Source organism: Pantoea sp. SGAir0215, assembly GCF_043543215.1.
The window spans coordinates 3,210,824-3,237,609 of the sequence record NZ_CP028031.1 but is presented as its reverse complement, the minus strand read 5'-3'; the positions used below and the strand labels follow the sequence as shown (position 1 = coordinate 3,237,609).

Below are 26,786 nucleotides of genomic sequence, written 5' to 3'. Positions count from 1 at the left end.
TCTTTTTATGCGTTAGGCTCCCAGCCAATTTACAAGGATTTCTCTGGATCAGATTCATTGGGTGGAGATAGTAAATGAGTATTACAGGGTCAGTTGGTATAGGTGGCCGTAATAATTACGGCGATGTAAAAACGGTTCAACGGCTTTTACAAAATAATGGTTTTCCCCAGCTTCGTGATGACGGCAGAATTGGGCCAAAAACTATCGAAGCTATCAAAAGTTACCAATCACGTTTCATGTCACGGCCAGATGGTTTGGTTGATGTTCATGGTCGGACCTGGAATAAATTATCTAATTCTGAAAAAACTAACCGAACGCAGCCCACACCAGAAGAAAATCGCCATCTCAATTCAGGTCGCTTAACTGTAAATGCAGGGCAAATAACTTTTGATGCAGAAGGTAATGATTGGCCTAACAGCCCAGGATTTAGTCGACATATCCATTGGCCTAAAGGGGCTTCTGGCGTAACAATCGGACGTGGTTATGATATGGGTGGGCGTTCTGGTGAGACGGTGAAAATAGACTTGATCCAGGCTGGTGTTCCGCAGGAACAAGCTATTCTTCTGGCAAGAGGCGCTCGATTATCACCTTCACAGTCAGACAAGTTCGTAAAAGAACACCGTAATGAGTGTGGTATTATTACTCGTGAGGCTCAAGCTAAATTATTTGAAATGATATACCCTAAATATCTGGTTAGAGGGCAATCAATTTATCTTAGTAAAACTTCTGGCTTCCCAGAAAGAACCCCTTGGGAAAACCTTAAACCTCCTATAAAAGATATAGCTGTAGACTTTGTATATCAAGGGCTGGGTTTTGAAAGAACCATGAAAGCCTGCATGTACAACGATATCGATAAATTAATAGATTTTATTGAAAATAATGCCCAAGTAAAAAGTTATGAGGGTGGACGCCAACGAGCAAATTATCTGAGAAAACATAAATAGGCGGGAGTTTTTATGTGCAAGCAATATATTTATAGTTTGGCTTTTGTTTTTTTTATATTTGGTCATTCAGCTTATGCGATGGATGATTGCTCTAAGGAAACAAGTGATCCTGCAGTGTTTACTTGTGCTGAAAAAAACAAAAACACTGCAGAGCAAAAGTTAAATAATGAGTACTCGGCGGCAAAGAAACGCATCGATAAAGTCTTTCAAAACGAAGCGGAAGTCAAAAAAGAATATTTGAATATATTTCTTGAGTCACAGCGAAGCTGGCTAAAATATCGCGATGGGCAGTGTAAGTTATTTGCGCATGTTGCCGATAAAAACAGTAATCCTTATACGGTATTTACGAATAATTGTATTGCAGAACTTGATGAGGCAAGAACTAAACAGTTGGAACAGATCCCATACGATTGATTTTTTTAATATGCACCTATTGTAATCCAGGTGCATATTATATTGTAAGGCTCTAGTAACTCTATCTATTTTTATATCCCGCCTTTCTCCCCGAGAGACGCGCGATATAGATGTCGAAAAGCTAACCGCAGGAATCCGTGATGCGCTTTACGATAATAACCGCTAAACCCGGCCATCAACCGCCGCAAACCAGTTTTGATTTTCTTCCTCCCGGCGGCACAATTGGTCGTGGTGTGGATAACAATCTGGTACTGCCCGACGACGATCGCACGATTTCCCGCCTGCAGGCGATTGTGCTTATCACTGCTGAAGGTGAATGCCGCCTGACGAATCGCGGTAACGTGACGCGTGTGCTGTTAAACGATATCCCACTGGAGCAGAGCTCTTCTGGTAAAGGTGCAGAAACCAGCGCGGGCTGGAACATCAAAGAGAATAAAGAAGCTTAATAAGATGCGCCTCCATCAGGAGGCGCCCTTTACACTAATCTGTTAAAGCTGAGTCGAGAGGGATTTGACGTGACTACAATACAGATAAGCCAGGGCGTTGGTTTAAGACAACCTAATAAATCACTTGATGTTAAAACCGTTCAATCATTATTAAATTCCAATAAGTCTGTTACACCTCACTGGTAGTGAATTAAAAGTTGATGGTTTTTTGGGACCAAAAACTATTGATAAAATAAAAATATTCCAGGAAAAGATTGTGGGTCTTCGCAACCCGGACGGTATTGTTTCACCCCGGGGGCCTACAATGCGTAGGTTACATGGAAATATTACGCCGGTCAGCAATATAAAAATTAAGCCTCGATACTACAGCCTCTGCTGTTACTGATGAAATGTATGTTAGTATGGCGAAAGCATTAAATTGCGAACCAGCAGCAATAAAAGCAGTTGTGATGTCGGAAACCAAGCAAAGTCCATTCGATTCATCAGGTCGGCCGACAATTCTATATGAAAGGCACTATTTCAGTAGATTAACAAATCACAATTATGATGCAACTCATCCTGAAATATCAGGAAAGCCATACGATCATTATGGTAAATTTAGTGAGCAATACGACTAATTAAACAAAGCAATAGCACTTGATCGTGCAGCAGCGCTCCAGTCAGCTTACTGGGGAGCATTCCAAATTATGGGTAGTAATTATGTCACTTCGGGTTACGAAAATATCGAAGAGTTTGTCAAAGGAATGAATACTATTCCGGGGCAGGTATACGCTTTTGTTAATCATGTTTCTCATACGCCGACTCTTTTGTATGCAATCCGAACGAAGAACTGATCAAGTTTTGCCAGATACAACAATGGTAGTGATTATAAAAAGAATAATTATGATGTTCATTTATCAAGAAATTATGACAGAGCCATGCATAATTAATTCAGGATTTTATATAATATGAAAATCTTCAATCTGGTATTGTCTTTACTTGTTATTAGCCCTATAGCGAATGCTTCCATAACTCTTTCTAAACCTCATTCAAATGATTATGAAAAGACTATTATTCAGGAAGCTCAGCATGAAGGTCTTGAGCGAGTTGAATTAGATAAAAATCAAACTTTCGATTTAATCAAAAATGGCAAAGTATTAGGTACTCTTGTACAAGGAAAAGGATGGGTAAGAGAAGTTCAGCCTGTATGTTTTATTGCCTGGACAAAGGATAGTAAAAAATCTGATCAGTTTATCCAAACAATCGGTCAAGGGGATTGGGAAACAGTAGGTTGCCATAAAGTTGATTCAGTTGGCCTTATTTCAAAAAAAGACGATCCTGCTACGAAAGTTGCGGTTATTTATACCACTGAAGCCCCTGATCACTATGCAAATGATTATTACATTTTGGGATTAAAAAGTGGTGATAACAGCATCTATTACGATCAGAGTGTTACTGAAAAGTTTCAAAATTCATATATAAAAAATCTCTCTGAACTGCGTAAGGCTTATCAAAAGTAATTTTAATTAAACCTCTTTAGCAAACCAACCAAGGTTATATGTTAATTTTAATTAAAGGGGTTTGCATATGAGATGTATGATTAAACTCCTTTGTACTATTAGTTGAAATTGATGAATTTTCCGCTATAGAAAATTTCTGCAACGATAGCAACGAGCAGTAAGTATACGCTTGTACAGAAAGAATCATTAATAAGACGAGAGGCAATTTAACAAAGAATGCCAGGCAATAAAATTAAGGATCAATGATTTTATTATAGCCCTTTCAAAAGCTAAGATAAGTCTCTGCAGCTTTTTACTGAATCACAGCGTCCATGGCTTAAATACCGCCATGAAGGATTGCGCGTTCGCCTCACTGACGGCGGATAAGAACTCTGCCGCGAGCATGGCATACAAAACACCTGTGAAGCAAGTCTGGACAAACAAATCATTAATAAGTTGAGAAGAACCCCTTACAGTTAATGTTGTATTTTGAAATATTTTCTTTTACTTTATCCCACTTTCAGGTGTCCATCATGCAGAGAACCGGTTATGTGTTACTTTTTATCGCGTCGTTGGTCATGTCCTTAAAGTGTTTTTCTGAACAGGAATATTCTTTAAATCTTAATGGTAAGTGGAAAGTTGAACATGTATATGTTGACGAGGATGTTGCCTCTGCGAAGCTGATAACGCTAATTCCTGATGATCCGAATCTAAAAGGACGTATATTTGAATTCACGTCGGATAAAATAAAGACGTCTATACAGCCAGATAGTGGCTGCGAGTTTCCAGATTATCATTCTATGAATGTGACAATATTAAATCATTTGATGAGCAGTACGACAGAAGGGGTTCAATACGACCCTGCTAAAAGCTATTCTCTGCCGGTCAAAGGAACGCTGAATATACATCCTTATAGTATTCATTGTCAGAATGGGAAGATCAGTCCTTCAGATGAGCATATTGAACACTGGCTTGTGAAACTTGATGTTAATTTGGTATTACTGAACTGGGATAACCAATCTTACATATTACTAAAAAAGTTATCAGATAATGCCAGATTTTCACCTTCGTTCGCGTGCGAAAGGGCAACGAATGATAGTGAAAAAACGATTTGCCATGATCCAGATTTGTCTTCCTGGGATGTGAGTGTCGCCGAGGCATATAATATTGTATTAAAGAAAATTACAAATACAGGTTTAGATGCCAAGATACGTTTAGCTCAGTTCCATCAAAACCAAAAGCACTGGCTTGACGCCAGAAATGCGTGTTCTGCTAATTCTACCTGTATAAAGAAAAAAATGCAGGCTCGTGTTGCCGAACTTATTGAGCTTGCGAAGTCATAAATAAATGCCTTTTTAAACAAGCACGTTTCATGTCACGGTCAGATGGTTTGGTTAATGTTCATTGAAAAAATGGAGTGTACTCTCTCGCTCAGGTAACAATACCAGTAAAGTTTTACCTCCTGGGAAAGTCGATGATCCAAATGTTAATTCTGGCCGTCTTACCGTTAATGCGGGACAAATTACATTTGATGCCGAAGGTAATGACAACATTCATAGTCCTTATTTCAGTAGGCATATACATTGGCCAGGATATAACTCAGGGGTAACCATCGGAAGATGGTTACGAAATGGGCGGAAGAAGTTCAGGTTAAATTTATTCTGATCTTTTGATGGTGGGGGTTGAGCAAGCGCAGGCAAGGCGTCTTTCTTTAGGCTCAACAAAAAAAGGAAGTGCGGCACATGCCTGGGTTAAAAAATACAGGGATGAATGCGGCATCATATCACGTGAGTCGCAGGCAAGGCTCTTTGAGATTATTTACCCAATCTATGTAAGTCGTGGTAAATCTTCTTATCTATCTAAAACTGCCAGTCATCATGAAAGAACGGATTGGGATAAGCTGAAGCCCGCAATCAAAGATATTATTGTGGATTTAATTTATCAAGGTGCAGATTCGAAGATAAATATGCAGGCGGCTATGCATAATGATATCAATAAATTGACAGATTTTATTGATAGCTCAGCATATCTCCAAAAGTTTGAAAAGGGTCGTCATCGTGCTCGTTATCTCAGAAGTAGACGATAGATAAGAGGTTACATGGAAAAGATATTGCTTTCTACTTTGCTCATAGTTGGTATGCAAGTGCTTAATCCGGTTTATGCTTTAAGTGATTGCTCACAAGGAAATAATGATCAAGAAGTTTACTCCTGTGCAGAAAAGAATAAATCTGAAACAGAAGTGATGTTGAATAAGGAATATAAAGCAGCTAAATCAAGGGTTCAGGAGCTTTATAAAGGCAATGATGAGGAGCTTAATAAGTACATAAGCACGTTAACTGAAGCACAACGGGCATGGTTAAAGTACAGAGAAAATGATTGTGAACTTGCCTCTTTTGCAGCGGATAAAGGTAGTGATGCAAGTCTTTCTTATATCAATATCTGCCTGTATGAGCACAATGAACAAAGAATTAAAAAGTTAAAGATGATACCTTATCATTAATTAAATTATAATAATCAATTCCTCTGGGGTGCATTTTTATTTTCAGCTGTCGTCAACTGAATATAGCATAGGATAAGTGATGTCTTTTAAAAGATTTGACCTTATTAATGCTTAAAAATAGATCGTAAATGTATGCACCTCTTTTTGGCAAGGCAGGGTTGGATGTTTTAGCTCGTATTAAAAATTTTACAGAGGCACCCTTGCAGTTCATGCTTTAAATCTTTCAAGTTCATCAATAGTCCATGAGTGGCAAACGGCAGGTGTAGGAGCTATTCGAGGATACTCAACTTACGTTGATGCAGCAGCTAAGGCCGCAAGATTCATGAAGTATGGAGGTTGGGTTGCTATCGGTTTCAGTGCATTGAACACAACTAATGATGTCTATAAAGGATGCACAGTTGATCGCGAGAATGAGTGTACAAAAGTTGCTGTAAAAGAATATTCGAAGTTTGCAGGAAGTACAGTGGCTGGTTTTTATGGTGGGGCGTTGTCAGCTTCACTTGCCACAGGCGCATGCGTTGCGTTGGGAGTGGCAACTGGCGGAGTTGGTGCCTTGGCTTGTGGTATAGTTGGTGGTGCCGCAGGTGGATATGGTTTTGGTGAAGCCGGTGGAAAAGCCGTGGACTTTATCATGGATAAGATCTTATGACATTATATGATATCACCATGTATACGATTATTTTTTTATTTTTCCTTATTGGTTTTTTGCATATTTATGCCTCTTTTATTTTTAAGAAAAACAGTGAAAAATACGCTAAGATAATTCGTGAATTTAATAATGCAGGTCTCCAGCTTGATACTACTACTAAATTTTCAAGTAACTTGGGGTTTTATGCAAATTATCAAAAGATTTCATATTTATATCGCCTTCAAAAAGGTGTGAAAATGAAATTCAGACAAAATGAAGAAGTAAGGGAGGAAGCTTATAATTTTATTCAGTCGCAACCAAAAAATATGACAGCGTGGATCGCTGATTTAGTTGTTTTTTATAAAGCTATATTTGCCCTGACTGCGATTTTTGGTTTTCTTTTGTTTTTCTTTGTTTACATACTCAACTAGTTTATCGATTAATTAAAGTGAGAAAATAAATCTCGAACTGGTAATGATGTTTTTAGGTGTTTACGTTTTGCGGGCTTTACACTTTCACCTTTTAGGTCATTCCTGGGTGATAGCGTTCTACTTCCGAAAATTAAAATTCATAACTTGGGTTAACAAGTATGTTGATATTAACCATAGTCAAACATTCCATCTTAACGACAGTAAAGAAGTTGAAGCGCTTATTCAGGAAAGCGCCTGAGTTAATACGACGTAATCTGTTTGTTTCATCGCTTGGTCTGAAAATGGAAAAGTTATAGACCATTTTATTGAGAAAATAGGCCCGGGTAAATGACTGTAGGCTGCCATTAGTAATAATGAGCAAGAAGCCTGCACATGTTTTAATGATGAAATGAACGTTACTGAGTTATCATTTAAACAATGAAGACCAGGCAGCACAATCCACTAAGCCTCTATATCCCGCCTTTCTCCCCGAGAGACGCGCGATATAGATGTCGAACAGCTAACCGCAGGAATCCGTGATGCGCTTTACGATAATAACCGCTAAACCCGGCCATCAACCGCCGCAAACCAGTTTTGATTTTCTTCCTCCCGGCGGCACAATTGGTCGTGGCGTGGATAACAATCTGGTACTGCCCGACGACGATCGCACGATTTCCCGCCTGCAGGCGATTGTGCATATCACTGCTGAAGGTGAATGCCGCCTGACGAATCGCGGTAACGTGACGCGCGTGCTGTTAAACGATATCCCACTGGAGCGGGGACGCCAGGTGGAATTGCAGGACGGCGACGTGCTGGGTATTGATGACTACCGCCTGCTGGTTAACGATCTTAACGGTGAACAGCAACCCCAGCCGTCGCCTGTCGTGATGGCTGCACCAGCTAAAGCGCCGGTCATGAACGATGCGCCACCGGTCGCTGCACCAGTAACTGCCACAGCAAGCACGGCGGCCATTCCGAGTGAAATCTGGGACAGCCTGGCAAAAGAGTTTTCCATTTCGGATGATTTGTCGAAGCGTAAAACGCCGGCCCCCGATATGCCAGATGCCAATCCGTTAACTTCGACGGCGGCGAACCGTAATCCGGAAGATCCGCTGGCACAGTTGATCAGCGATAAGCCGCTGGATATCGGGCAACAGCCTAAAACCAGCAGTCTTTTTGATGAAGGCGATGCGCTCTTTGCGCAGGAAAGCATCTTTGATGATCGTACGCCGAGCACCTTATCAGCCCAGCAAAATGCTCAGGGACAGCCGAAAGTCGAGGCGCCATCGGGCGATCTGGATCCCCTGAATCTGTTTGGCAGTCAGAATACGCCCGACCCACGTCATCATGACGATCCCCTTGGATTAATGATGAGCGGCGCGGTACCACTGGCGCAACCTGAGGTGCCGGTTACACAACCTGAAGCACGGCCAGCCCCGCAGAAACCGGCCCCGCAAACGCCTGAGCCTGCTCCCGAACCGCGTGACAGCGCGCCGGTTGAGCTGGCCGAGTTAAGCAGCTCACCGCTGTTTGATCACACTGAAACGCAGCCCACTCACGATCCCGTATTCGAAACCGAGCCGGAGCCTGCGCCGCCTGAAGGGGCGCAGAGTCCCATTGATTATGGTGGCATTACGTTACCGACGCCGCAGGCGGTTCAGCGTGCACCTTCGCCGACGCCAAAAGGACGACTGCGTATTGATCCGGTTGCCTCGCACAACAATAACGGTGGGGCAGAGCAGACGACAGGAAACAGCAGTAGCGGTGATGCGTTGAAAGGTGAATTGCTGGATGCGCTGCTCGAAGGCATGGGTCTGCAGGATCTGCAACCAACCCCGCAATTCGACCGTGAGCAGATGCGGCAATTTGGCCAGATGCTGAGCATGTTTTCACAGGGAACGGTTGCGCTGCTCTCGTCGCGCTCAATTTTGAAACGCGGCGTGAAGGCGGATATGACGGTGATTCTCGACGACGCGAATAACCCGTTTAAACTGTTGCCCTCGGGCAAAACCGTGCTGATGCAGATGTTTGGAAGCCGCATGCCAGGCTTTATGCCACCACGTCAGGCGGTACGCGATGCGCTGATTGATTTGCAGGCCCATCAGTTGGGTATGATTGCCGGTATTCGTGCGATTATCGCCTCCATGCTGCAATCGTTTAATCCCGATCAGCTGGAAGAAGAGGCGCGTCAGAACGGATCAATCTCACGCATTGGTCTGCTCGGTAATCGCAAAGCCGCGCTGTGGGAACATTTTGTTCAGCGCTATGGCGAAACCGCCGGTGAAATCGAAGATGACTTCCATACCTTGTTTGGCGAAGCCTTCTTGCACGCGTACGACATGGAAGTAAATCAGTATAAAGACTCACAAACCCACACGGATGACGCATGAATATCTCTACTGCTTCCACGTCGAATCAGGGCGACCGCGCCACCAATCAGGATCAAACCGGTGAGCGCATCGGTGAACGTTCGGCCTGCTTTGTGGTGTGCGATGGTGTGGCAGGGTTTCCTGGCGGTGATGTGGCAGCGAAAATTGCGCGCAGCAGCCTGATGGAAGCCTTCGATGGCAATGCGCACCTGGATGCGCAAACTATCCGCGATTACGTCAATTATGCCAACGACGCAATCCGGCAACAGCAAAAAGCCAACAGTCAGCACAGTCGCATGGGCACCACGCTGGTGAGTTTGTTTATCGACAGAGACTATGAGCTGGCTTACTGGGCACACGCAGGCGACAGCCGCCTGTATCTGTTTCGCCGCGGCTATCTCTATCATGTCACCACCGATCACAGCCTGGTGCAGCAAATGAAAGATGCCGGTCATCAGACCGAAGGCATCAACAGTAACCTGCTTTATTTCGCCCTCGGCATGGGCGATGAACAGCGTGATGCCAGCTATAGCGACGTGGTGCCTATTGAAGACGGCGACGCCTTTCTGCTGTGCACGGACGGCTTCTGGCATGGCGTCACGCTGGAACAAATGCAGCAATCGTTGCATATGGTGAACACGCCAGAAGAGTGGCTGACCCTGATGCAACAAATTATCAAAAACAGCCAACCGCAGGGTGGTCAGCAGGACAACTTCAGCGCCATGGCTGTCTGGGTAGGTTCCCCGGAAGACACCACTTTATTGCACTCGCTGTCAGATGCGGCGCAGTTTTTCCCTCTTCGAGATTGAGAACGCCAACATGAAATATGGATTAGTGGGCCTGGCTGCAATGCTGTTGAGTACCCATGCCTTTGCTGAGAACTATCGCATTGTGCAGTCGCCAACTCAGAAACTGGATGTCTGGATTGATGATGTTAAAGATAACCAGCTCGCAAGCTGGTGTAAGAGCACGGTGAACCTGCGCATTGTGACGCACGGGGATAAAGATCCTTCAGTATTAAATGATTTTCTGCCGCGTGTCGCCGGATTAATGGGCTCGCAATGTAAGCCGCTGCAACAACTGCACTGGACATTAACCGATACCGAAGGTGCCCAACTGGGTAACGGCAGTGCGGCAAAAGCGCAGCAGTGGAAAATGGTTATCACACCGCCGGCAACCTCACAGCCTGCTTCAGCTGCCACTGCACAGCAGCAGGCAGCGGTGACGCAGACGCAACCCGCCGCGCCGGTCGTGCTGAATTCTCCACCCGCCGATACCACGCCATGGCTGCAGTTCAGTTTGCTGGATGGCTGTCATTTCCGGACCTGGTGGCATCAGCCCGCGCAGTCAAGTGCCGTCTTCGTGCCCGCTAAGCAGGGCGTGACCTGTGGCAAAGATGGCTGGCTAAGCGGTCACAGTACCTTAACGGAAGTGGGCAAGGGCCAGAGCAAACCCGTCTCTGTCAGCTTCTTACAGGGTTTCCCGGTGGCGGGCCTGAGCGACAAACAACAGCTTGATGAGCTGACGATTACCACGGTCAACAGCGAGCGCATGGTGCTGAGTGATGAAAAATCGCCAGACAGCTGGCTGGTGCTGCCGTTCAGCCCACAATTCAACGGCTGGCAGGCGGTGAATCAGGTCGTTGTGGCGATGCCTGCCAGCGAAGCCGCAGATGAAAATGCCCTGCGGGCGCGCCTGCAGGAAGTGCGGAAAACCTGGTCACCCTGGCTGAGCAGCCCTGCCTCAATCAAAGTGCAGTTGGTGGAAAAACTCCATCCGGAACTGAAAGATCCGGCCGCCGCCGTCTATCGCACCATCAACTAAGGCATAAGGAGTTTGAATGGATTCTTTACAACAGCGTCTGGCTAACGCCTCTCTGGCAGAAAACCTGGCCAGCATTACCGCGCAAATCCAGGCAAACCCTGCGGATGCCGATTTACGGGCTGCCTTCGTCCAGCTGTTGTGCCTTGCCGGTAACTGGAAGCGGGCACAGACACAACTGAAATCCTGGCTGGCGATGCTGCCGCAGGCGCAGCCCACCGTCACCTTGCTGCAACAGGCAATTGCGGGCGAAGTATTACGCGAGGCTGTCCTGCGCGGCGAGGCCGATCCACAACTGCCTGGCAGTGCCTGGCCCTGGTGCAATCTGATGCTGGCCGCGTTGAAAGCCGATATCGCCGGGGATAGCGTAGCAGGGGCGACACTGCGTGCTCAGGCGCTGGACAGCGCAGAAGCGAGTGCCGGTCGTGCCGTTGCGCAGGAGGGCGAAAGCTCGTTCGCCTGGCTGATGGACGGCGACAGTCGCTTCGGACCGATCTGTGAAGCGATTGCTAATGGTCGCTATTACTGGATCCCGTTTGCGGCGATCGCGGAAATGGAATTCCAGGCACCAGCAAGCGTGACGGATCTGGTCTGGCGTCATACGCGTTTGCAACTGGTGGATGGCAGTGAGCAAATCTGTCAGATCCCGGTTCGTTATCCTCTTCAGGAAGGCGCAGACGAACGCTTCCTGCGTGCCAGCATCACAGAATGGCAGGCACTGGACGGTGACGAAGGGCAGTTCATTGGGCACGGACAAAAAATGTGGCTCAGTGACGAGGCAGACTTTCCCTTACTGACGCTGCAACAGATGATTTTCAACGAAACTGAGTTACCTCATGAGTCGTAACGACAATTCATCCGGTGACGGCTATTCACAGCTGCATGGCGGCTATCGTTCGCGTAAAAATCGCGACACGCTGACCGCGCGCGATAAGCTTCAGTCATCGCTGCTGGACAGACTGACGGATGATGCACCCGAGAAAGCGACAGAATCGGGCAACAGTTCGGTGATTACCCACAGCACGCTGCGACGCAATGTACTGCGCGATCTTCAGTGGCTGTTCAACACCATTAACAATGAAGCACAGCACGATCTTAGCGGGTTGAATGAGGTGCAGCGCTCTGTGCTGAACTTTGGCGTCGCGCCGCTGGCCGGACAGAATATTTCTGACATTGAGTGGCAGGATATGCAGCGGAAAATGACCGATGCCATCCTGCATTTCGAACCGCGTATTATACCGCAGGGCCTGCAGGTGCGCTGTGTCAGCGATCTGACCTCCCTCAGCCTGCACAACGTTTTGTCGATCGAGATTAAAGGCCGGTTATGGTGCGTACCTTACCCGCTGGAGTTTCTGTTCCGCACTCAGGTGGATTTAGAGAGCGGCCATTTTGAACTACAGGATGCAGGTTAATCATGGACAGCAAGCTGCTCGATTATTACAACCGTGAACTGGCCTATCTGCGTGAGATGGGCGCGGAATTTGCTGCGCAGTATCCGAAAGTCGCCGGACGGCTCGGGATGCGCGGTATTGACGTTGCCGATCCCTATGTCGAGCGGCTGATGGAAGGTTTTGCTTTCCTGACCTCCCGTGTGCAGCTAAAGATGGATGCGGAGTTCCCGCGCTTTTCGCAGCGCATGCTGGAAATGGTGGCGCCCGGCTATCTGTCTCCCACGCCGTCCATGGCCATCGCGCAACTGACGCCGGACAGCCGGAAAGGCGATATCAGCAATGGTTTTTTAGTGCCGCGCGGCACGATGATGGAAAGCCAGAACCTGAAAAAAACCGGTGTCACCTGCAGCTACAGCACGGCACATGATGTGATGCTGCAGCCGCTGCGCATCAGCGATGTCTCCCTGGGGGGCGTACCGGCGGATATTCCGCTGGGAGAACTGAAGGCACGCGGAGCGTCCGGGGCGTCCAGTGCACTGCGCATCCGTATGACCTGCGAAGGCATTTCCTCGCTGAGCCAGCTCAGTCTGGACGACATTATGTTTTTCCTCAGCGGCCCGGATATTCAGGCGCTCAAGCTGATGGAGCTGCTGATGCAGCATCGTAGCGGCATTATTTTGCAGTCCGTGGAAGCAAAACCACAGCGCCAGTCGCTGCCAGACGATGCGCTGGAGCAGGAAGGCTTTTCGCCGGATCAGGCGCTGCTGCCGGATGACCTGCGTAATTTCGATGGCTATCGTCTGCTACAGGAATATTTCGCTTTCCCGGCACGTTTCCAGTTTGTCAGCCTGCGCCAGCTCGCGCCGTTTTTGCGCCGCTGCGACAACACACAGTCTTTTGACATCGTTATCCTGCTGGATAAAGCCGATGCCGCGCTGGAAAGCGTGGTCGACAATACGCACCTGGCGCTGCACTGCACGCCGGTGATCAACCTGTTCCCGAAAACGGCTGAGCGACTCAAAGTCAGTGACAGTCAGCATGAATATCATCTGGTGGTCGATAACATCCGCCCACTGGACTATGAAATTCATTCGGTGAAGCGGCTGTTTGCCTCGGTGGAAGGGCAGCGTGAAGAGCAAATTTTCCGTCCCTTCTGGAGCACCTTCAGCCACGATGGCGGCGATTACGGCGCCTATTTCTCGCTGCGTCGCGAACAGCGCACACTGTCCGAACATGCGCTGCGCTATGGCACCCGCACAGGCTATATCGGCTCTGAAGTATTTTTGTCGTTGGTCGATCAAAACCACACGCCGTGGAACAGCGATATCCGCTACCTGTCTGCCGAGGTGATGTGTACCAGCCGCGATCTGCCGTTAATGCTGTTACAGAAGGAACAGGGCAACTTTGTTATGCCCGACTCAATTCCGGTCGGGCAGCTTACCTTATGCAAAGGGCCCACGCCGCCACGTCCCGCGCTGGCAGAAGGGCTGTCAGCCTGGCGGTTAATCAGTCATCTGCAGATGAACTATCTCAGCCTGATGGACAGCAGTGAGGGGGAAGGCGCGGCGGCCTTGCGCCAGATGTTGAGTCTGTATGCGAGCCTGGCGGAAACGCCGCTAACGCGCCAGATCGACGGCATACGGCACTGCAACCTGAAAGCCGTGCACCGTCGCGTACCGGAACCGGGCCCGGTGGTCTTTGCACGCGGCGTGAGCATCGCGCTGGAAGTCGATGAACAGGCTTTTTCAGGTGCCAGTCCGTGGCTGTTTGGCAGCGTACTGGAGCGCGTCTTCTCTCGCCTCGTGGCGCTGAACAGCTTTACCGAATTCACCCTGAGCAGCCAGCAGCGCGGCGAAGTGGGCTACTGGCCACCGCGCATGGGTAAAAAGGCGCTGCTATGAGTGAAACGGCGCACATCATTCCCTTACAGCGGGCCGTTCGCCTGCCTGATGATTTCTGGCAGGCGGTCATGGCCGCCCCCTGGCGCTACGACCTGTTTCAGCTGTTGCGTAAGCTGGATGCCCAGAGCGGTCAGCGTTATGCCTTAGGTAAAGCGCCGCTGCCAAAATTTGAAGCCGTGCGCATCGGACAAACCCCTTCGCTGGCCTTTGCACCGTCCACCGTGTCACAGGTTAAACCGCGCGAGCAGGACGACCGTTATGACGTGTCCATCTACAGCTTTGGCTTGTTCGGCCCTAACGGCCCGTTACCGACGCACTTAACGGAATACGTTCGTGGCCGCATCGATCACCACCAGGATCACAGCCTGAGCGCCTTTGCCGATCTGTTCCACCATCGCGCCACCTTGCTGTTTTACCGGGCCTGGGCGAATGCTCAGCCCACCAGCTCGCTGGATCGCCGTGATGACCGACGCTTTCAGGATTACCTGGCCTGCGTGGCAGGCATTGGCTTACCGGCTCAGCAACAAGCCAGTTCGCTCAGCCTGCATGCGCGCCTGATGGTGTCCGGCCACCTCAGCCGTCACGGTCATGATGCCGAAGGCCTGGTGCGGATTCTGCGTCATTACTTTGGTGTGCCGGTGATGTTGCAGCAGAACGTGCCGCAATGGTTAGCGCTGGACAGCCGCGATCAGGCGCGGTTGTCAGCAGGACGCCACATGCCGCGGCTGGGTGAGTCCGCTTTCCTTGGCGTGGCCGTGCGTGATGTGCAGCATCGCTTCCGCCTGCGCATCGGGCCACTCAGTGCTGAGCAGTATGAACGTTTTTTACCCAATGCTCAGGGCGCGTGCGAAGTGCGCGACTGGGTACGTCACTATTTAGGGATTGAGATGCAGTGGGATCTCAGCCTGATCCTGGCGGCCGACGCCGTGAAAGGGGTAACCCTGGGCGGTGAGGCGCGGCTGGGCTATACCAGTTGGCTTGGACAGCAACCGCAGCCCATAGATCGTGAAGATTTTGCTTTTGAGGTTGAGGCCATGCCGTAACGGCGCAACCGCTTTCCCCGATATTTAGCCGCTTCTTTCATTAAAGAGAACCGATATGTCAGAAATCAGCCGTGCCGTACTATTTGGCAAACTGGATACGCTGTTATTTACCTCGCTTGAGAGTGCGACCGCCTTCTGCAAACTGCGTGGCAACCCCTACGTGGAGCTGGTGCACTGGCTGCATCAGCTCATGCAGCAGCAGGATGGCGATCTTCAGCAGGTGATTAAGCACTTTTCACTGGATGAAAACGCGCTGACGCGGGATATCGTCGCTGCCCTGGACCGCCTGCCGCGCGGTGCCAGTGCGGTCTCCGATCTCGCAGAACACATCGACAGCGCCGTTGAACGCGCCTGGGTTTATGCGTCGCTGAAATACGGCGCGAACCGCATTCGCGGCGGGCATCTTCTCATCGGGATGTTGAAAACCTTTAATCTGGCCAGCGTGCTGAAAGGCATCTCGCCGCAGTTTTCGCGCATCAATGCCGATGCGTTACTGGCGCAGTTTGATACCTTGCTGGCGAACAGCAAGGAGGTTCAGCAGGCCGTTGTGCCGCCTGCCGGTGAGGCCGCCGCGCCAGCGGCAGCGGGCACCAGTACGCTGGCGCAGTATGCACAGGATCTGACGGCCCGCGCACGGGACGGAAAAATCGATCCGGTCGCCGGCCGTGATGAAGAGATCCGCCAGATGGTGGATATTCTGATGCGCCGCCGCCAGAACAACCCGTTACTCACCGGTGAAGCCGGCGTGGGAAAAACGGCGGTGGTAGAAGGGCTGGCGCTGCGCATCGCGGCCGGTGACGTACCTGCACCGCTGCGCGACGTACAGCTGTGGCTGCTGGATATCGGTATGCTACAGGCTGGTGCGGGCATGAAAGGCGAATTTGAAGCGCGCTTACAGGCGTTGATCAACGAGGTGCAATCCAGTCCCACGCCGATTGTGCTGTTTATTGATGAAATTCATACACTGGTAGGCGCGGGTGGACAACAGGGCACAGGCGATGCCGCCAACCTGTTAAAACCCGCCCTGGCCCGTGGCCAGCTGCGCACGATTGGCGCAACCACCTGGGCCGAATACAAAAAATACATTGAGAAAGATCCCGCGTTAACCCGCCGTTTCCAGACCGTGCAGGTGCAGGAGCCGGATGAAGCGAAAGCGATCCTGATGCTGCGCAGCACCGTCAGTGCTCTGGAGAAACATCACCAGGTACTGCTCCTGGATGAAGCCGTCAGCGCCGCCGTAAAGCTGTCTCACCGCTACATTCCTGCCCGTCAGTTGCCGGATAAAGCCGTGGCGTTACTGGATACCGCCTGCGCCCGCGTGGCCGTCAGCCAGGGCGCTCAGCCGCCTGCGCTGGAAGATTGTCTGCACCGCCTGGCGGCGCTGGACATTGAAGCAGACATTGCGGAACGCGAAGCGAAGGTCGGGCTGGGCGATGAAACCCGTCAGGCCGCCATTGCCGCGCAGCGCAGCGCACTGGAGGCCGAGCGTGATGCGCTGGACACCCGCTGGCAGCAGGAGCGCGAACTGGTCGAAGAATTGATTGCACTCCGTGCCCGCTGCGTGACGGAAGGAGAAGCCTCGCTGCGTGAGGCGCTGGATCACACCCGGCAGAAGCTGCAGGCGGTACAGGGTGAAGCGCCCCTGCTGTTTGCCGCCGTGGATGCCAGTGTGGTCGCAGCGGTGGTATCTGACTGGACCGGTATCCCACTGGGCCGCATGGTGAAGAACGAAATCGACGCTGTGCTGAATCTGGCCGATACGCTGAACCAGCGCGTGATTGGTCAGCGCCACGGTCTGGATCTGATTGCCAAACGCGTCCGCACCTCGCGCGCCCGTCTGGATAATCCCAACAAACCGGTCGGTGTGTTTATGCTCTGCGGCCCGTCGGGCGTGGGCAAAACCGAAACCGCGCTGGCGCTGGCTGAATCGCTTTACGGTGGTGAACAAAATATAATCACCATTAACATGAGCGAGTTCCAGGAAGCGCACACCGTATCAACCCTGAAAGGTGCGCCTCCGGGCTACGTCGGTTACGGGGAAGGTGGCGTACTGACGGAAGCCGTCCGCCGTCGCCCTTACAGCGTGGTACTGCTGGATGAGATTGAAAAAGCCCATCCTGACGTGCATGAGCTGTTCTTCCAGGTGTTTGATAAGGGCTGGATGGAAGACGGTGAAGGCCGTCACATCGATTTCCGCAATACCATTATCATTCTGACCTCTAACGTCGGTACGGAACTGATCAGCGCTCTGTGCGCCGATCCGGAACTGATGCCGGAGCCAGAAGCTCTCAGCACCGCGTTACGTAAACCGTTGCTGGAGGTTTTCCCGCCTGCGCTGTTGGGCCGTCTGCTGGTGGTACCGTATTATCCGCTGAGTGATGAGATGCTGGCGGAGATTGTTAAACTTCAGCTGGGACGCATTGTCCGTCGGCTGGAAGAGAATCACGGTATTGAGGCCGTTATTGACGATTCGGTGGTCAGCCAGATCGTGCAGCGTTGTACGGAAGTGGAGTCTGGCGGTCGCATGGTCGACGCCATCCTGACCAATACCCTGTTGCCGCAAATGAGCCAGATACTGCTCAGCGCCCATGCCCGTGACGAACGTTATCGTCGTGTGCAGGTCAGCTGTGAGCAGGGCGAGTTTGTTTGCCAGTTTGCTGTCTAAAGCCGTTCGTTATCAGAGAGCGTTCGAATATGTCGGAACACGATAATCACCAGACTGTACCCAATGCGCTACCAATTGGTTACCGGTTCAATGAGTTTGAAATCAAGGAAGTCATCGGCGGCGGTGGCTTTGGCATCGTTTATCGCGCGTGGGATCACCAGCTGGAACGCGATATCGCCATCAAGGAGTTTATGCCGTCTTCACTGGCTGTGCGCAGCGACGATCTGAATCTGGTACTGCGCAGTGAACGGTTCAGCAAGACGTTCCATGCCGGCCTGAACAGTTTTATTCAGGAAGCTCGTCTGCTGGCGCGTTTTAACCATCCTAATCTACTGCATGTACTGCGCTTTTGGGTGCAAAACGACACCGCCTACATGGGTACGGTGTTTTACAGCGGGACCACACTGTCAGCCCTGCGTGAGCGCAATCCGCAGCTGATCGATGAGAACTGGATTCGTCGCCTGCTGCCGCCCCTGCTGGGTGCGATTAAGACCATCCATGATGCGGGTTATCTGCATCGGGATATCTCGCTGGATAACATCCAGATTCAGAGTAACGGCGATCCGGTGCTACTGGATTTCGGCTCCGCGCGCAAAACCATCGGTAACCTTTCGGATGAAAGCGAAACCATGCTGCGTCCGGGTTATGCGCCGATTGAGCAATACAGCGACAACGATGAAAGTGAACAGGGCGCGTGGACCGATATCTATGCGCTGGGTGCCGTACTGCACACGCTAATCACTGGCGCACCGCCGCCGGTGAGCGTGGTACGCAGTATTGAAGATAATTATCAACCGCTGGTTCAGCGTGCGCCGGCTGGCTACAGCCAGACCTTGCTGGCGGCAGTCGATCGCGCGCTGGCCCTGAAACCGGAAGATCGACCGCAAAGCATTGACGCCTTTGCGGCCTCCCTGGTGCTGCCAGAAAAAGCGCCCGAACCGCTGCCGGAAGTGAAAAACACCGGGCCGGGCACGATGCTGGTGCCGGTAGAAGAAAACGACGAGGCCGCTGCACCGGCCACACCGCTGAAGAAACTGATGCGTAACCGCTTTGCGTTACCGGGCCTGGTCGCGGCGGGCGTGCTGGTGGGCGTGTGTGCAGGTTTACTGATGGCGGGCGGCGACAAACAGGACGCTGAACCGGCTGACGTTGCGCAGACGGAAACGGCCCCGGCAGCTTCCTCCGCATCGCAGGCACCGACGGAGCCCTCTGTTACACCGGCTCAAACCCAGACGGCGCCAGCACAAACGCAGACTGCCCAGGCCCAACCGGAAAAAGCGCAGGAGCCGGTGGCACCGCCACCTGCGCCCGTCGCGCAGGTGTATATCAAATTACAGCCCGGCGAGCGCGTTGAGGTGAACGGCCAGCCGCAGGCGGTTGTACCGGCAGCCAATGGTTTTGCCGCACTGCAACTGGCACCAGGCAATTACACGTTTTCAGTGACAGGTCAAAGCGGCGAACGCGAACAGACGTTGACGATTAATCAGGAAGGCGTCTGGTTACTTGATCCTCATATTTAACAGGTATGTCTATGTTTTCACGTATTACTGTACAACTTCCCGCGCAGGGACTGCTGTTCCGTCGTCTGAGCGGCCGCGAGGCGCTGTCTGAATCGTTCGTGCTGGAAGCGGAGCTGCTTTCCACGGACGCGCGCATTGACCGCCAGTCGCTGCTGGGTAAACCGGTCACCTTCACGCTGCCGACGGACGGCCTGATGAGCGCGCTGAACCCGCGCTATATCAACGGCAAAATCATCCGGATTGGGGTACGCAGCGAGGAGCTGGGCGGTGTGCGCTATGCGGTCTACGGGCTGACGGTGGAGCCGGACCTGTGGCCGATGAAGCGCGACCGCAACCTGCGCATCTTCCAGAGCCAGACGGTGCCGCAGATTGTGCAGACGCTGCTGAAGGAGTACGCGGTAAACGTGGAGACGCGCCTGGCGGGCAGCTACCGGGTGTGGGAATACTGTGTGCAGTATCAGGAGAGCAGCTTTGACTTCATCAGCCGGCTGATGGAGCTGGAGGGCATTTACTACTTCTTCCGCCACGAGGCGGACAAACACACGCTGGTGCTGTGCGACGCGCCGGATCAGCATCAGCCGTTCCCGGGCTACGAGACAATCGCGTACCACGTGACGCCGTCGGGCGGCAGCGTTACGGAGGAGGGCGTGAGCCAGTGGGCGCTGGCGGAGAGCGTGACGCCGGGCATCTACAGCACCGACGACTACGACTTCCGCAAGCCAAACGCGTGGATGCTGCAGGCGCGCCAGAATCCGGTGTCGCCGACGCCGGGTTCAGTGGACGTGTACGACTGGCCTGGCCACTTTGTCGAGCACGGTCACGGCGAATACTACGCGCGCGTCCGCCAGGAGGTGTGGCAGGCAGAGCACCACGAGGTGAGCGGAAGCGGAACGGCGACGGGTATCGCGCCGGGCTACACCTTTGCGCTGCTGAACGCGCCGCACTTCAGCGACAACGGCAAATACCTGGTGACGTCGGCGTACTATGACTTTGAAGAGAACAGCTACGCCAGCGGCGACGTGGGTGCCACGCGCCACAACATCGACTTCACGGTGCTGCCTGCCGCGGTAACCTTCCGTGCGCGCCCGGAAACACCGTGGCCGAAGACGCACGGCCCGCAGACGGCCAGGGTGGTAGGGCCGAAGGGCGAGAGCATCTGGACGGACAAATACGGCCGGGTGAAGGTGAAGTTTCACTGGGACCGTCTGGCGAAGGGTGACGACACGAGTTCATGCTGGGTGCGCGTGTCGAGCGCCTGGGCAGGCCAGGGGTTTGGCGGGGTGCAGATCCCGCGCGTCAACGATGAAGTGGTGGTGGATTTCATCAACGGCGATCCCGACCGTCCATTGATTATCGGCCGGGTTTACAATGAGGCCAGTATGCCGCCGTGGGCACTGCCCGCTGCCGCCACACAGATGGGCTTTCTGAGCCGATCGAAAGACGGCACGGCGGATACCGCTAACGCATTGCGCTTTGAGGATAAGGCGGGTGAGGAGCAGGTATGGCTTCAGGCGCAGCGTAATCTGGATACTAATGTCAAGAATGATGAAAGTCACAACGTAGTTAATAATCGAAGCGTGACGGTTGGCGCTGATCACGAAACGCGTGTTCAGGGCAACCATACATTAGGCGTGAAGGGTGACAGTAAAACGTTAACATCCGGGAACCGTTCTGAAAGTGCTCTTGGCGCTTATATTATCGCTGCTGGCGATAAAATTAGAATCGAATGTGGAGAAAGTGCGATTGAGTTAACTCAGGCTGGTGATATCAACTTCATTGGCAAAAATTTCAACCTGACAGTCGGCCAAAACGGTGAGATAAACACCTCGAGTGGCAAGTTGCAATTAAATCCCACAGGTGGAGTAGCAGAAATTGTAGCGCCAGGTGGCGGTCAAAAAAATAAAATTGAGAGTGAAATAGACAGTTATTTTACTTCTTCAGATAAATAGTTCCGGGATTTAAAATGGCAATTTATACACTTCAGGAAGCTTCACTTGAATTACCCGATATATATAAAGACCGCACTATGAATTTATTCACACTAAGTGAAAATAGTGCAAGTGAGTTTACTTTTGTGGTATCGCGGGCGTCCGCATCAAGTGATGATTCAGTTCAAAAAGTTGCAGCTCGAATCATAAAAGAAATGGGTACAACTGTTGAGGCGTTTACCAATATTACATCACAATTTACTATAGTTGATGGGGTGCAGGCTGTTGAGCTTTTCTACCATTTTGAAAATGGTGGGGTTCAGATTTGGCAAAAACAAACAGTTGTCTTACTTGATGAACCGCTGGGTGGGAAGAAAATTGTTTGCTATATTGGTACATGCCCTTCCCAATTTAACGAGTATTATCAAAAACAGTATCAAACGATCATCAACAGCATTAAGTTCAATCATGTTGAGAAAGAGAGTGAATCCACGCCTGTTGCATCAGACTCTCCTGAGATATTTTTCTCTCTTGATAACGATACCAAAATCATTACAGCGCACGAAGGTGTTAACGCTCTCTATCAACATGTTGATTTAAAGAGAGCGTTAAATGGAAATTACTTGTTTTTTGATTCTAAGGGTAATCCCTTGCATATCGCCGCGTTGAACGATGAAGAACCCATACGCTACGCTCTTTGGCATTCACCAGGTAGCAAAGTATCGTCACTTTTGAACAATATTGGTATTGCTAAAGGTTACGATGGACCAGAGAGATTGTCCAGTGAGGAGCAAGTCATTGCATTTTTACTGAGGCAGAAGGATGCATAGCGAATGGCAGAGTTTAATGCGGCGAGAGACCTTGACGATATAGCACACACCGCTTCAAAGGGTTGGATGGTTGCAGGACTAATCGGCGGCGCAATATTGGGTGCGGCAGCTGTAGTGGTGACTGGTGGTGCGGCATTAGCCGTTGTCTCAGCGGCGGCGGCGGGCGCTTGTGCCGCAGGCGGAATAGGAGAAGTTTTGGGAAGTATGTCCTGGGCTCCACGGCACAATACAGGCAAACTTACATGCGGCTCTCTCAACGTGTTTGTGAATAGCAGAGCAGCAATGCGTGCACATTTGTCTAAAGGAAATTGCGATGAACATAGTGGCTCGCTGCAGTTAGTTGCAGAAGGTTCAGATAAGGTTTTTATTAACAATTTCCCGGCGGCACGCATAGGTGATCGTTTAACTTGTAGTGCAGAGATCAGTAGTGGTTCTGGTAACGTATTTATCGGCGGTGGTAAATACCAAACTGATGTAATTAATCCTGAAATTCCGGGCTGGGTTAACTGGGTGATGATGGGCGTTGGGACTGCAGCTGTTGCTGTTATTGCCTCACCAGCTATTGCTTTATTGGGGTTGGCGGGCGCGTTTGGTGGCGGTTATGCAGGAAGCTGGCTGGGTGGGAAGATATTTGGCGAAGGCAGCGATGGTCAAAAATGGTCTATGCTGGCGGGAAGCTTCATTGGAGGATATGCCGGCGGCAAGGGTGGGATGAAGTTTGATGCCTGGCGCAGTGGTGAGATTCCCACTCCAGCTGAGGTAAAACCTGTCAATGCTGAAATATCAGCTCGCCGAGCCGAATTGAATGCAAAATTTGGCCGGACAGGAGATCTAAACAAAGATATTACGATAAGAGGTAATAAAGAACTATCTCGAAATTGGATGGAATCAAAAGGGTTTACCCCTGAACAAATTAGCGATTTCGATAATGGAATTGACTTTTCGAGGAGAGTGAGTGTCGAAACACTGAATAAAAATAAATTGCTTTATCAAAATCAAGTTCCAGGCGGCCGTCAAGGTAACTGGTATGCATTGAGTAAAGATGTTAAACCAACAAGCTTGGGAATCAATCCTAAAGGAACCATCTATGGAACAAAAGAAGTAGTCGACAAAGTCGCAACCCCGTATACTACACAGCAAAAAGTAGAAGTGTTGCGAAGTACGTCATCGCCAGCCCTCGATGAGTGGTCTGTAAAAGGTAAGCCATATCAAACAGAGGGTGGAGCAATTCAACTGCTATCGAATGAAAAAGAGATGTTTAGGTGAAATATGAATATTAATGATTACACTGCACTTGATTATATTAACGATGCAATTGAAGTTACTAGTAAACGGTTGGCTGAAAAACCTCAATTCAATCTCTATCAAATAGCTCTCGATCAATTGTACTATTTAAAAAAAATTATAACTGGTGAGGAGAAAGATAAAAGCCCTATCCATCGTATGAACTTGGGAGTGCTGGCATCCAAAGAATTTGATACTACAGACCCTGAACTTGCTAAGCATCTTTCTCATGCTAATTATATAGCATCTCAAATCGGGCGCGGGATTAAGGTTATTTTACCACATGAAACCGATCCTGAATATGAAAAAAGGATGAAACGCTATGCTTATGCTAAAAGATGATTTATGATACTTAGGTTATATTTATTTTTATTAGCTCAGATCTGACAGTTACCGGTTATATATTCAGGTATCTGCCAGATTACATCTGCCTTAAATTCTTCGCGGACCAGATGCGCTTTCCATCTAGTAACGTTTCCATCGGCGTCCGGCCACAGAATATTTACCCTGATGGGGTCGCTCATTATTATAGTGAGACAGCCATTCATCAAGATCCGATTGTAATGTATCGAGTTCGCAGCGGAACGCTACCTGATAAAACTCCTGCAATATCGTCCTGTTGAACCGTTCGCAGATGCCGTTCGTCTGCATTGACATCACTTTAATCTTTGTGTGGTCTATATCATTTATTGCCAGATAAAGCTGGTAATCATGCTGCTATACTTTGCCACAGTACTCTTTACCTCTGTCGGTCAGTATTCTTAGCTCAGACAGTCCCTGAGTCGCATAGAACGGCAACACACGATCATTCAGCAGGTCGGCCGCTGTAATCGGCGTTTTGGTGACATACAGTTTGCAGTGAGCGACCCTCGGGTAGGTATCCATGAACGTCTCCTTGTCTCACTTACGGTATTGCTTAAGGGCACACCGGCAACGGGTCTGAAAAGCATGGGCCTGCAGAATTCCACGAATGCTATCGGTATGAACCAACCGCGTACATGGTGTTAAAGATGGGGAAGAGCATTTAAGCGAATAAGGAAAAATCGACAACGTTGTCGAAACCTACGTTCTTGGGTCAGGAACTAAGTTACGCCTTGAATACTGTGAAAGCGCGATTGAACTTAATGCTAACGGTGATATCAATATTGTCGGTAAAGGCTTCAACTTCTTTGTGAACGGTGATGGCCACATCCCCACATCAGGTGAGAAACATAATTAAAATACATCGGGTGCGAAGCCAAGCACTGGGGTTACAGGGGCGGGCCATTAAGGCAATGTTAATCAGGCCGCTGTGAATCTTTTCTCCCCAAAGCAAAAGGGGCAGGTGGCTCCGGCAGCACCCTAAGCGAAAGTTGAGCATGCGAAATCCTCTTCCACACCAGTAAGCAATAACACTGAAAAGAAAGTGCGGCCTTTATCTCCCTAAAAATAGGCCTTTTTTGATAAGGTGTATGCATCAGCTCAAGCTGAAGAGAAAAAAAACGTCCCTGCACAGATAACAACGGCTCAAACTATATTAGAATCTGACTGGGGAAAGATAGTGCTGACTGACGTTAAAAAAATAAGGTCAGCAATAATCTCTTTGGGTAAAAGCGCACGGCTCGCCAAATTATCTGTAATAATGGACCCATGAAAACATAAATGGCAAACGAGTACCTGTTTTAGATAAATTCGCGAGTTATGACCCAATAGATGAAAGTATTGAAAAGTACTTTCATTTTTTATTGAAAATCATAGGTATAGCAGTTTATTTCTGACATCTTGTCCTGTTATTTAATTTTTGTCACTTCATATAATCGTAATTTTAAACTTATACGATGCACCTTGAGAATGACTTATTTTTCTTTATTTTTTCTTTTATCTCTATCTGTTTTTTTTGTAATAAGAATCACCGACAAGGCTAAAGAAAAAACTATGCTGCATTTAATGATGATGACGCATTTTCATAATGCCTTGGACTTTCTGAAAAAAAAGGCGTGACGAATATTGTCGTGATAATCAATATAGGACGTATATTCGGACAGGGTGAAAAGACCTCCACGACTAAAGAGTTATATGAAGTTTGTTATGGCGGTTGGTATGATAAAGATTACCCGGAAAAGTAAATTAACAATAATGTTACTGGTAGGTTTTTTTATAAGCGGATTAGTGGAAGCTAAAATGCAGGCAAATGATATTTGGAGTTTTGTCACGCAAATGCGTTCCAATGTGGAGAGTTTGTCTGTACAAACTCTCCACAAAGCCCCCATGACGTTCACGCTACAAAATCAGAATGAATATATCAATTTTTATCGGGCGCAACAGGTCAGGCTTAAAGATACTTTGTTGATCAATGATATTGAGTTGCGGCTGAGCAAAACCTCTGACGGAATGGCACCCTTTTTTAGTTTTTCACCACAAGGTAAATGCATCACACTGAATGTAATCAAAAAGCACTATCAGACACTCCGACTAACGGATTATCCTCGTGGTCAGTCTGAGCACGAGCTAATCAGTTACACATCATCCCCCGATACTAACGGGCAGGTTATCACTTTTTCATTCACGGCGAAAAATCCCGACTGCCTGATTAGAGTGATTATTACGACTGAAGAGTAGAGGCGCTGCTTACAAATAACGATGCCTTTGTGCAAAGTCTGGCAGCAACTGTTGCCTCTTAGTGTGATTTTTTTGCAGGGAATGTTCCTCTCTCATTTGAAAATATATGACGTTAATCAGATTGTTTTTGACACTGACGTTTTTGCACACCTGTTTTAAGACCGGCAAATACTGTATCGACAGAGGCAGTCCCCCCACTAAGCAACAATGATTTTCTGTCATGCTCAATAGCTACGCTTTCACCCCCGGCGACGTGTGGAAGATTCAAAGCTTCGTCCGTGCAGGCAAAGCGCTGGGTTCAGTTGTAGCCGGAGAAGTGTTCATCGATGAACAGCGGTACAACTATTTTCAACATACCTATGAAGACTTTCAGTTATTTAGCGCGACGGCGGTTGGAAACGCCAACCAGAGGGTGCTGGCAAAGATCCTTTGGGACACGCCCAGTGTGCCAACGGCACGTAATATCGTGGTGGGCAATAGTGTTGTCTCACAAAATGCTTTGCTGAAATCAGAGAGCAATACTTTACGAATTTGACTATATCTGCCCCAATAATCTACTCAGTCTCAATGGATGGATTGACAGACTTAATGATTGTCTGGATTTTAAATATTAATT

Annotated in this window: 22 protein-coding genes and 4 pseudogenes; 25 read left to right on the top strand and 1 reads right to left on the bottom strand. The window is 49.4% G+C overall.

Annotated elements, in window-relative coordinates; all coding sequences use genetic code 11:
- The first annotated feature begins 74 nt into the window (after positions 1-74).
- The 23 genes and pseudogenes from C1N64_RS15165 (at position 75) to C1N64_RS15055 (ending at position 23,914) form a co-directional block, all read left to right on the top strand.
- Positions 75-944, top strand: a complete 870-nt coding sequence (locus tag C1N64_RS15165) for a peptidoglycan-binding protein (RefSeq protein WP_110268301.1) — start codon at positions 75-77, stop codon at positions 942-944.
- Positions 945-956: 12 nt separating this feature from the next.
- Positions 957-1,358, top strand: a complete 402-nt coding sequence (locus tag C1N64_RS15160) for a lysozyme inhibitor LprI family protein (protein ID WP_052133231.1) — start codon at positions 957-959, stop codon at positions 1,356-1,358.
- A gap of 140 nt (positions 1,359-1,498) precedes the next feature.
- Positions 1,499-1,738 (top strand): annotated as a pseudogene (locus tag C1N64_RS15155) (FHA domain-containing protein); the annotation flags it as partial.
- Positions 1,739-2,193: 455 nt separating this feature from the next.
- Positions 2,194-2,733, top strand: a pseudogene (locus tag C1N64_RS15150) (N-acetylmuramidase family protein).
- Positions 2,734-2,751: 18 nt separating this feature from the next.
- Positions 2,752-3,303, top strand: coding sequence for a hypothetical protein (locus tag C1N64_RS15145; RefSeq protein WP_110268302.1), 552 nt, complete (start codon positions 2,752-2,754; stop codon positions 3,301-3,303).
- A gap of 512 nt (positions 3,304-3,815) precedes the next feature.
- Complete coding sequence (locus tag C1N64_RS15140; RefSeq protein ID WP_394514920.1) at positions 3,816-4,625, top strand: lysozyme inhibitor LprI family protein; 810 nt, start codon at positions 3,816-3,818, stop codon at positions 4,623-4,625.
- Positions 4,626-4,954: 329 nt separating this feature from the next.
- Entirely contained in the window at positions 4,955-5,368 is a 414-nt protein-coding gene (locus C1N64_RS15135; protein ID WP_324030433.1) for a lysozyme family protein, read from the top strand.
- Between the two features lie 12 nt (positions 5,369-5,380).
- Positions 5,381-5,782, top strand: coding sequence for a lysozyme inhibitor LprI family protein (locus C1N64_RS15130; protein WP_110268306.1), 402 nt, complete (start codon positions 5,381-5,383; stop codon positions 5,780-5,782).
- Positions 5,783-5,990: 208 nt separating this feature from the next.
- Positions 5,991-6,431, top strand: a pseudogene (locus C1N64_RS15125) (hypothetical protein); the annotation flags it as partial.
- A complete protein-coding gene (locus C1N64_RS15120; protein WP_367143895.1) occupies positions 6,428-6,841 on the top strand; it encodes a hypothetical protein in 414 nt (137 codons plus the stop codon). The pseudogene C1N64_RS15125 and the gene C1N64_RS15120, both read left to right, overlap by 4 nt.
- Before the next feature lie 518 nt (positions 6,842-7,359).
- Complete coding sequence (tagH, locus tag C1N64_RS15115) at positions 7,360-9,210, top strand: type VI secretion system-associated FHA domain protein TagH (RefSeq protein WP_133745324.1); 1,851 nt, start codon at positions 7,360-7,362, stop codon at positions 9,208-9,210.
- Positions 9,207-9,998 carry a PP2C family protein-serine/threonine phosphatase gene (locus tag C1N64_RS15110; RefSeq protein ID WP_039338221.1) on the top strand — a complete coding sequence of 264 codons (792 nt, stop codon included), beginning with the start codon at positions 9,207-9,209 and terminating at the stop codon, positions 9,996-9,998. Before tagH ends, C1N64_RS15110 begins: the two co-directional genes overlap by 4 nt.
- 10 nt (positions 9,999-10,008) lie before the next feature.
- Positions 10,009-11,013, top strand: coding sequence for a hypothetical protein (locus C1N64_RS15105; protein ID WP_394514919.1), 1,005 nt, complete (start codon positions 10,009-10,011; stop codon positions 11,011-11,013).
- A 16-nt stretch (positions 11,014-11,029) separates the two neighbouring features.
- Complete coding sequence (locus tag C1N64_RS15100) at positions 11,030-11,857, top strand: type VI secretion system accessory protein TagJ (RefSeq protein WP_375123836.1); 828 nt, start codon at positions 11,030-11,032, stop codon at positions 11,855-11,857.
- Complete coding sequence (tssE, locus tag C1N64_RS15095) at positions 11,847-12,422, top strand: type VI secretion system baseplate subunit TssE (RefSeq protein WP_033742150.1); 576 nt, start codon at positions 11,847-11,849, stop codon at positions 12,420-12,422. The genes C1N64_RS15100 and tssE overlap by 11 nt, the downstream gene beginning before the upstream one ends.
- A gap of 2 nt (positions 12,423-12,424) precedes the next feature.
- Positions 12,425-14,302 carry a type VI secretion system baseplate subunit TssF gene (tssF, locus tag C1N64_RS15090; RefSeq protein ID WP_394514918.1) on the top strand — a complete coding sequence of 626 codons (1,878 nt, stop codon included), beginning with the start codon at positions 12,425-12,427 and terminating at the stop codon, positions 14,300-14,302.
- On the top strand, positions 14,299-15,345 hold the full coding sequence (gene tssG, locus C1N64_RS15085) for a type VI secretion system baseplate subunit TssG (protein WP_367143897.1): 1,047 nt from the start codon (positions 14,299-14,301) through the stop codon (positions 15,343-15,345). Before tssF ends, tssG begins: the two co-directional genes overlap by 4 nt.
- 55 nt (positions 15,346-15,400) lie before the next feature.
- The gene (gene tssH / locus C1N64_RS15080) at positions 15,401-18,010 is read left to right on the top strand and encodes a type VI secretion system ATPase TssH (protein ID WP_367143898.1); all 2,610 of its coding nucleotides are present in this window, start codon (positions 15,401-15,403) and stop codon (positions 18,008-18,010) included.
- Between the two features lie 29 nt (positions 18,011-18,039).
- On the top strand, positions 18,040-19,530 hold the full coding sequence (locus C1N64_RS15075) for a serine/threonine protein kinase (RefSeq protein WP_033742141.1): 1,491 nt from the start codon (positions 18,040-18,042) through the stop codon (positions 19,528-19,530).
- 11 nt (positions 19,531-19,541) lie between these two features.
- Positions 19,542-21,479, top strand: coding sequence for a type VI secretion system Vgr family protein (locus C1N64_RS15070; protein WP_367143899.1), 1,938 nt, complete (start codon positions 19,542-19,544; stop codon positions 21,477-21,479).
- Between the two features lie 14 nt (positions 21,480-21,493).
- Entirely contained in the window at positions 21,494-22,288 is a 795-nt protein-coding gene (locus tag C1N64_RS15065) for a DcrB-related protein (protein ID WP_394514917.1), read from the top strand.
- 3 nt (positions 22,289-22,291) lie between these two features.
- Positions 22,292-23,554 (top strand): polymorphic toxin type 46 domain-containing protein, encoded by a 1,263-nt coding sequence (locus C1N64_RS15060; protein WP_367143901.1) that lies wholly within the window; start codon positions 22,292-22,294, stop codon positions 23,552-23,554.
- Between the two features lie 3 nt (positions 23,555-23,557).
- Positions 23,558-23,914, top strand: coding sequence for an immunity protein Tsi6 family protein (locus C1N64_RS15055; protein ID WP_367143902.1), 357 nt, complete (start codon positions 23,558-23,560; stop codon positions 23,912-23,914).
- Between the two features lie 79 nt (positions 23,915-23,993).
- Here the strand turns inward: C1N64_RS15055 and C1N64_RS15050 are convergent.
- A pseudogene (locus tag C1N64_RS15050) lies at positions 23,994-24,469 on the bottom strand (integrase core domain-containing protein); the annotation flags it as partial.
- Between the two features lie 1,158 nt (positions 24,470-25,627).
- On the opposite strand from C1N64_RS15050, the gene C1N64_RS15045 reads away from it, so the two are divergent.
- Positions 25,628-26,170 (top strand): hypothetical protein, encoded by a 543-nt coding sequence (locus C1N64_RS15045; RefSeq protein WP_367143903.1) that lies wholly within the window; start codon positions 25,628-25,630, stop codon positions 26,168-26,170.
- A 220-nt stretch (positions 26,171-26,390) separates the two neighbouring features.
- The gene (locus tag C1N64_RS15040; RefSeq protein WP_394514916.1) at positions 26,391-26,705 is read left to right on the top strand and encodes a hypothetical protein; all 315 of its coding nucleotides are present in this window, start codon (positions 26,391-26,393) and stop codon (positions 26,703-26,705) included.
- Positions 26,706-26,786: the final 81 nt, after the last annotated feature.

What these genes read in the sequence shown, in the direction of transcription:
- C1N64_RS15100 (WP_375123836.1), top strand. Translation starts at nt 11,030, where the DNA reads ATGGATTCTTTACAACAGCGTCTGGCTAACGCCTCTCTGGCAGAAAAC.
- C1N64_RS15140 (WP_394514920.1), top strand. Translation starts at nt 3,816, where the DNA reads ATGCAGAGAACCGGTTATGTGTTACTTTTTATCGCGTCGTTGGTCATG.
- C1N64_RS15160 (WP_052133231.1), top strand. Translation starts at nt 957, where the DNA reads ATGTGCAAGCAATATATTTATAGTTTGGCTTTTGTTTTTTTTATATTT.
- C1N64_RS15135 (WP_324030433.1), top strand. Translation starts at nt 4,955, where the DNA reads ATGGTGGGGGTTGAGCAAGCGCAGGCAAGGCGTCTTTCTTTAGGCTCA.
- C1N64_RS15040 (WP_394514916.1), top strand. Translation starts at nt 26,391, where the DNA reads ATGCTCAATAGCTACGCTTTCACCCCCGGCGACGTGTGGAAGATTCAA.
- C1N64_RS15065 (WP_394514917.1), top strand. Translation starts at nt 21,494, where the DNA reads ATGGCAATTTATACACTTCAGGAAGCTTCACTTGAATTACCCGATATA.
- tssG (WP_367143897.1), top strand. Translation starts at nt 14,299, where the DNA reads ATGAGTGAAACGGCGCACATCATTCCCTTACAGCGGGCCGTTCGCCTG.
- C1N64_RS15165 (WP_110268301.1), top strand. Translation starts at nt 75, where the DNA reads ATGAGTATTACAGGGTCAGTTGGTATAGGTGGCCGTAATAATTACGGC.
- C1N64_RS15145 (WP_110268302.1), top strand. Translation starts at nt 2,752, where the DNA reads ATGAAAATCTTCAATCTGGTATTGTCTTTACTTGTTATTAGCCCTATA.
- C1N64_RS15070 (WP_367143899.1), top strand. Translation starts at nt 19,542, where the DNA reads ATGTTTTCACGTATTACTGTACAACTTCCCGCGCAGGGACTGCTGTTC.
- tagH (WP_133745324.1), top strand. Translation starts at nt 7,360, where the DNA reads ATGCGCTTTACGATAATAACCGCTAAACCCGGCCATCAACCGCCGCAA.
- C1N64_RS15045 (WP_367143903.1), top strand. Translation starts at nt 25,628, where the DNA reads ATGAAGTTTGTTATGGCGGTTGGTATGATAAAGATTACCCGGAAAAGT.
- tssF (WP_394514918.1), top strand. Translation starts at nt 12,425, where the DNA reads ATGGACAGCAAGCTGCTCGATTATTACAACCGTGAACTGGCCTATCTG.
- C1N64_RS15130 (WP_110268306.1), top strand. Translation starts at nt 5,381, where the DNA reads ATGGAAAAGATATTGCTTTCTACTTTGCTCATAGTTGGTATGCAAGTG.
- C1N64_RS15110 (WP_039338221.1), top strand. Translation starts at nt 9,207, where the DNA reads ATGAATATCTCTACTGCTTCCACGTCGAATCAGGGCGACCGCGCCACC.
- C1N64_RS15055 (WP_367143902.1), top strand. Translation starts at nt 23,558, where the DNA reads ATGAATATTAATGATTACACTGCACTTGATTATATTAACGATGCAATT.
- tssE (WP_033742150.1), top strand. Translation starts at nt 11,847, where the DNA reads ATGAGTCGTAACGACAATTCATCCGGTGACGGCTATTCACAGCTGCAT.
- tssH (WP_367143898.1), top strand. Translation starts at nt 15,401, where the DNA reads ATGTCAGAAATCAGCCGTGCCGTACTATTTGGCAAACTGGATACGCTG.
- C1N64_RS15075 (WP_033742141.1), top strand. Translation starts at nt 18,040, where the DNA reads ATGTCGGAACACGATAATCACCAGACTGTACCCAATGCGCTACCAATT.
- C1N64_RS15105 (WP_394514919.1), top strand. Translation starts at nt 10,009, where the DNA reads ATGAAATATGGATTAGTGGGCCTGGCTGCAATGCTGTTGAGTACCCAT.
- C1N64_RS15120 (WP_367143895.1), top strand. Translation starts at nt 6,428, where the DNA reads ATGACATTATATGATATCACCATGTATACGATTATTTTTTTATTTTTC.
- C1N64_RS15060 (WP_367143901.1), top strand. Translation starts at nt 22,292, where the DNA reads ATGGCAGAGTTTAATGCGGCGAGAGACCTTGACGATATAGCACACACC.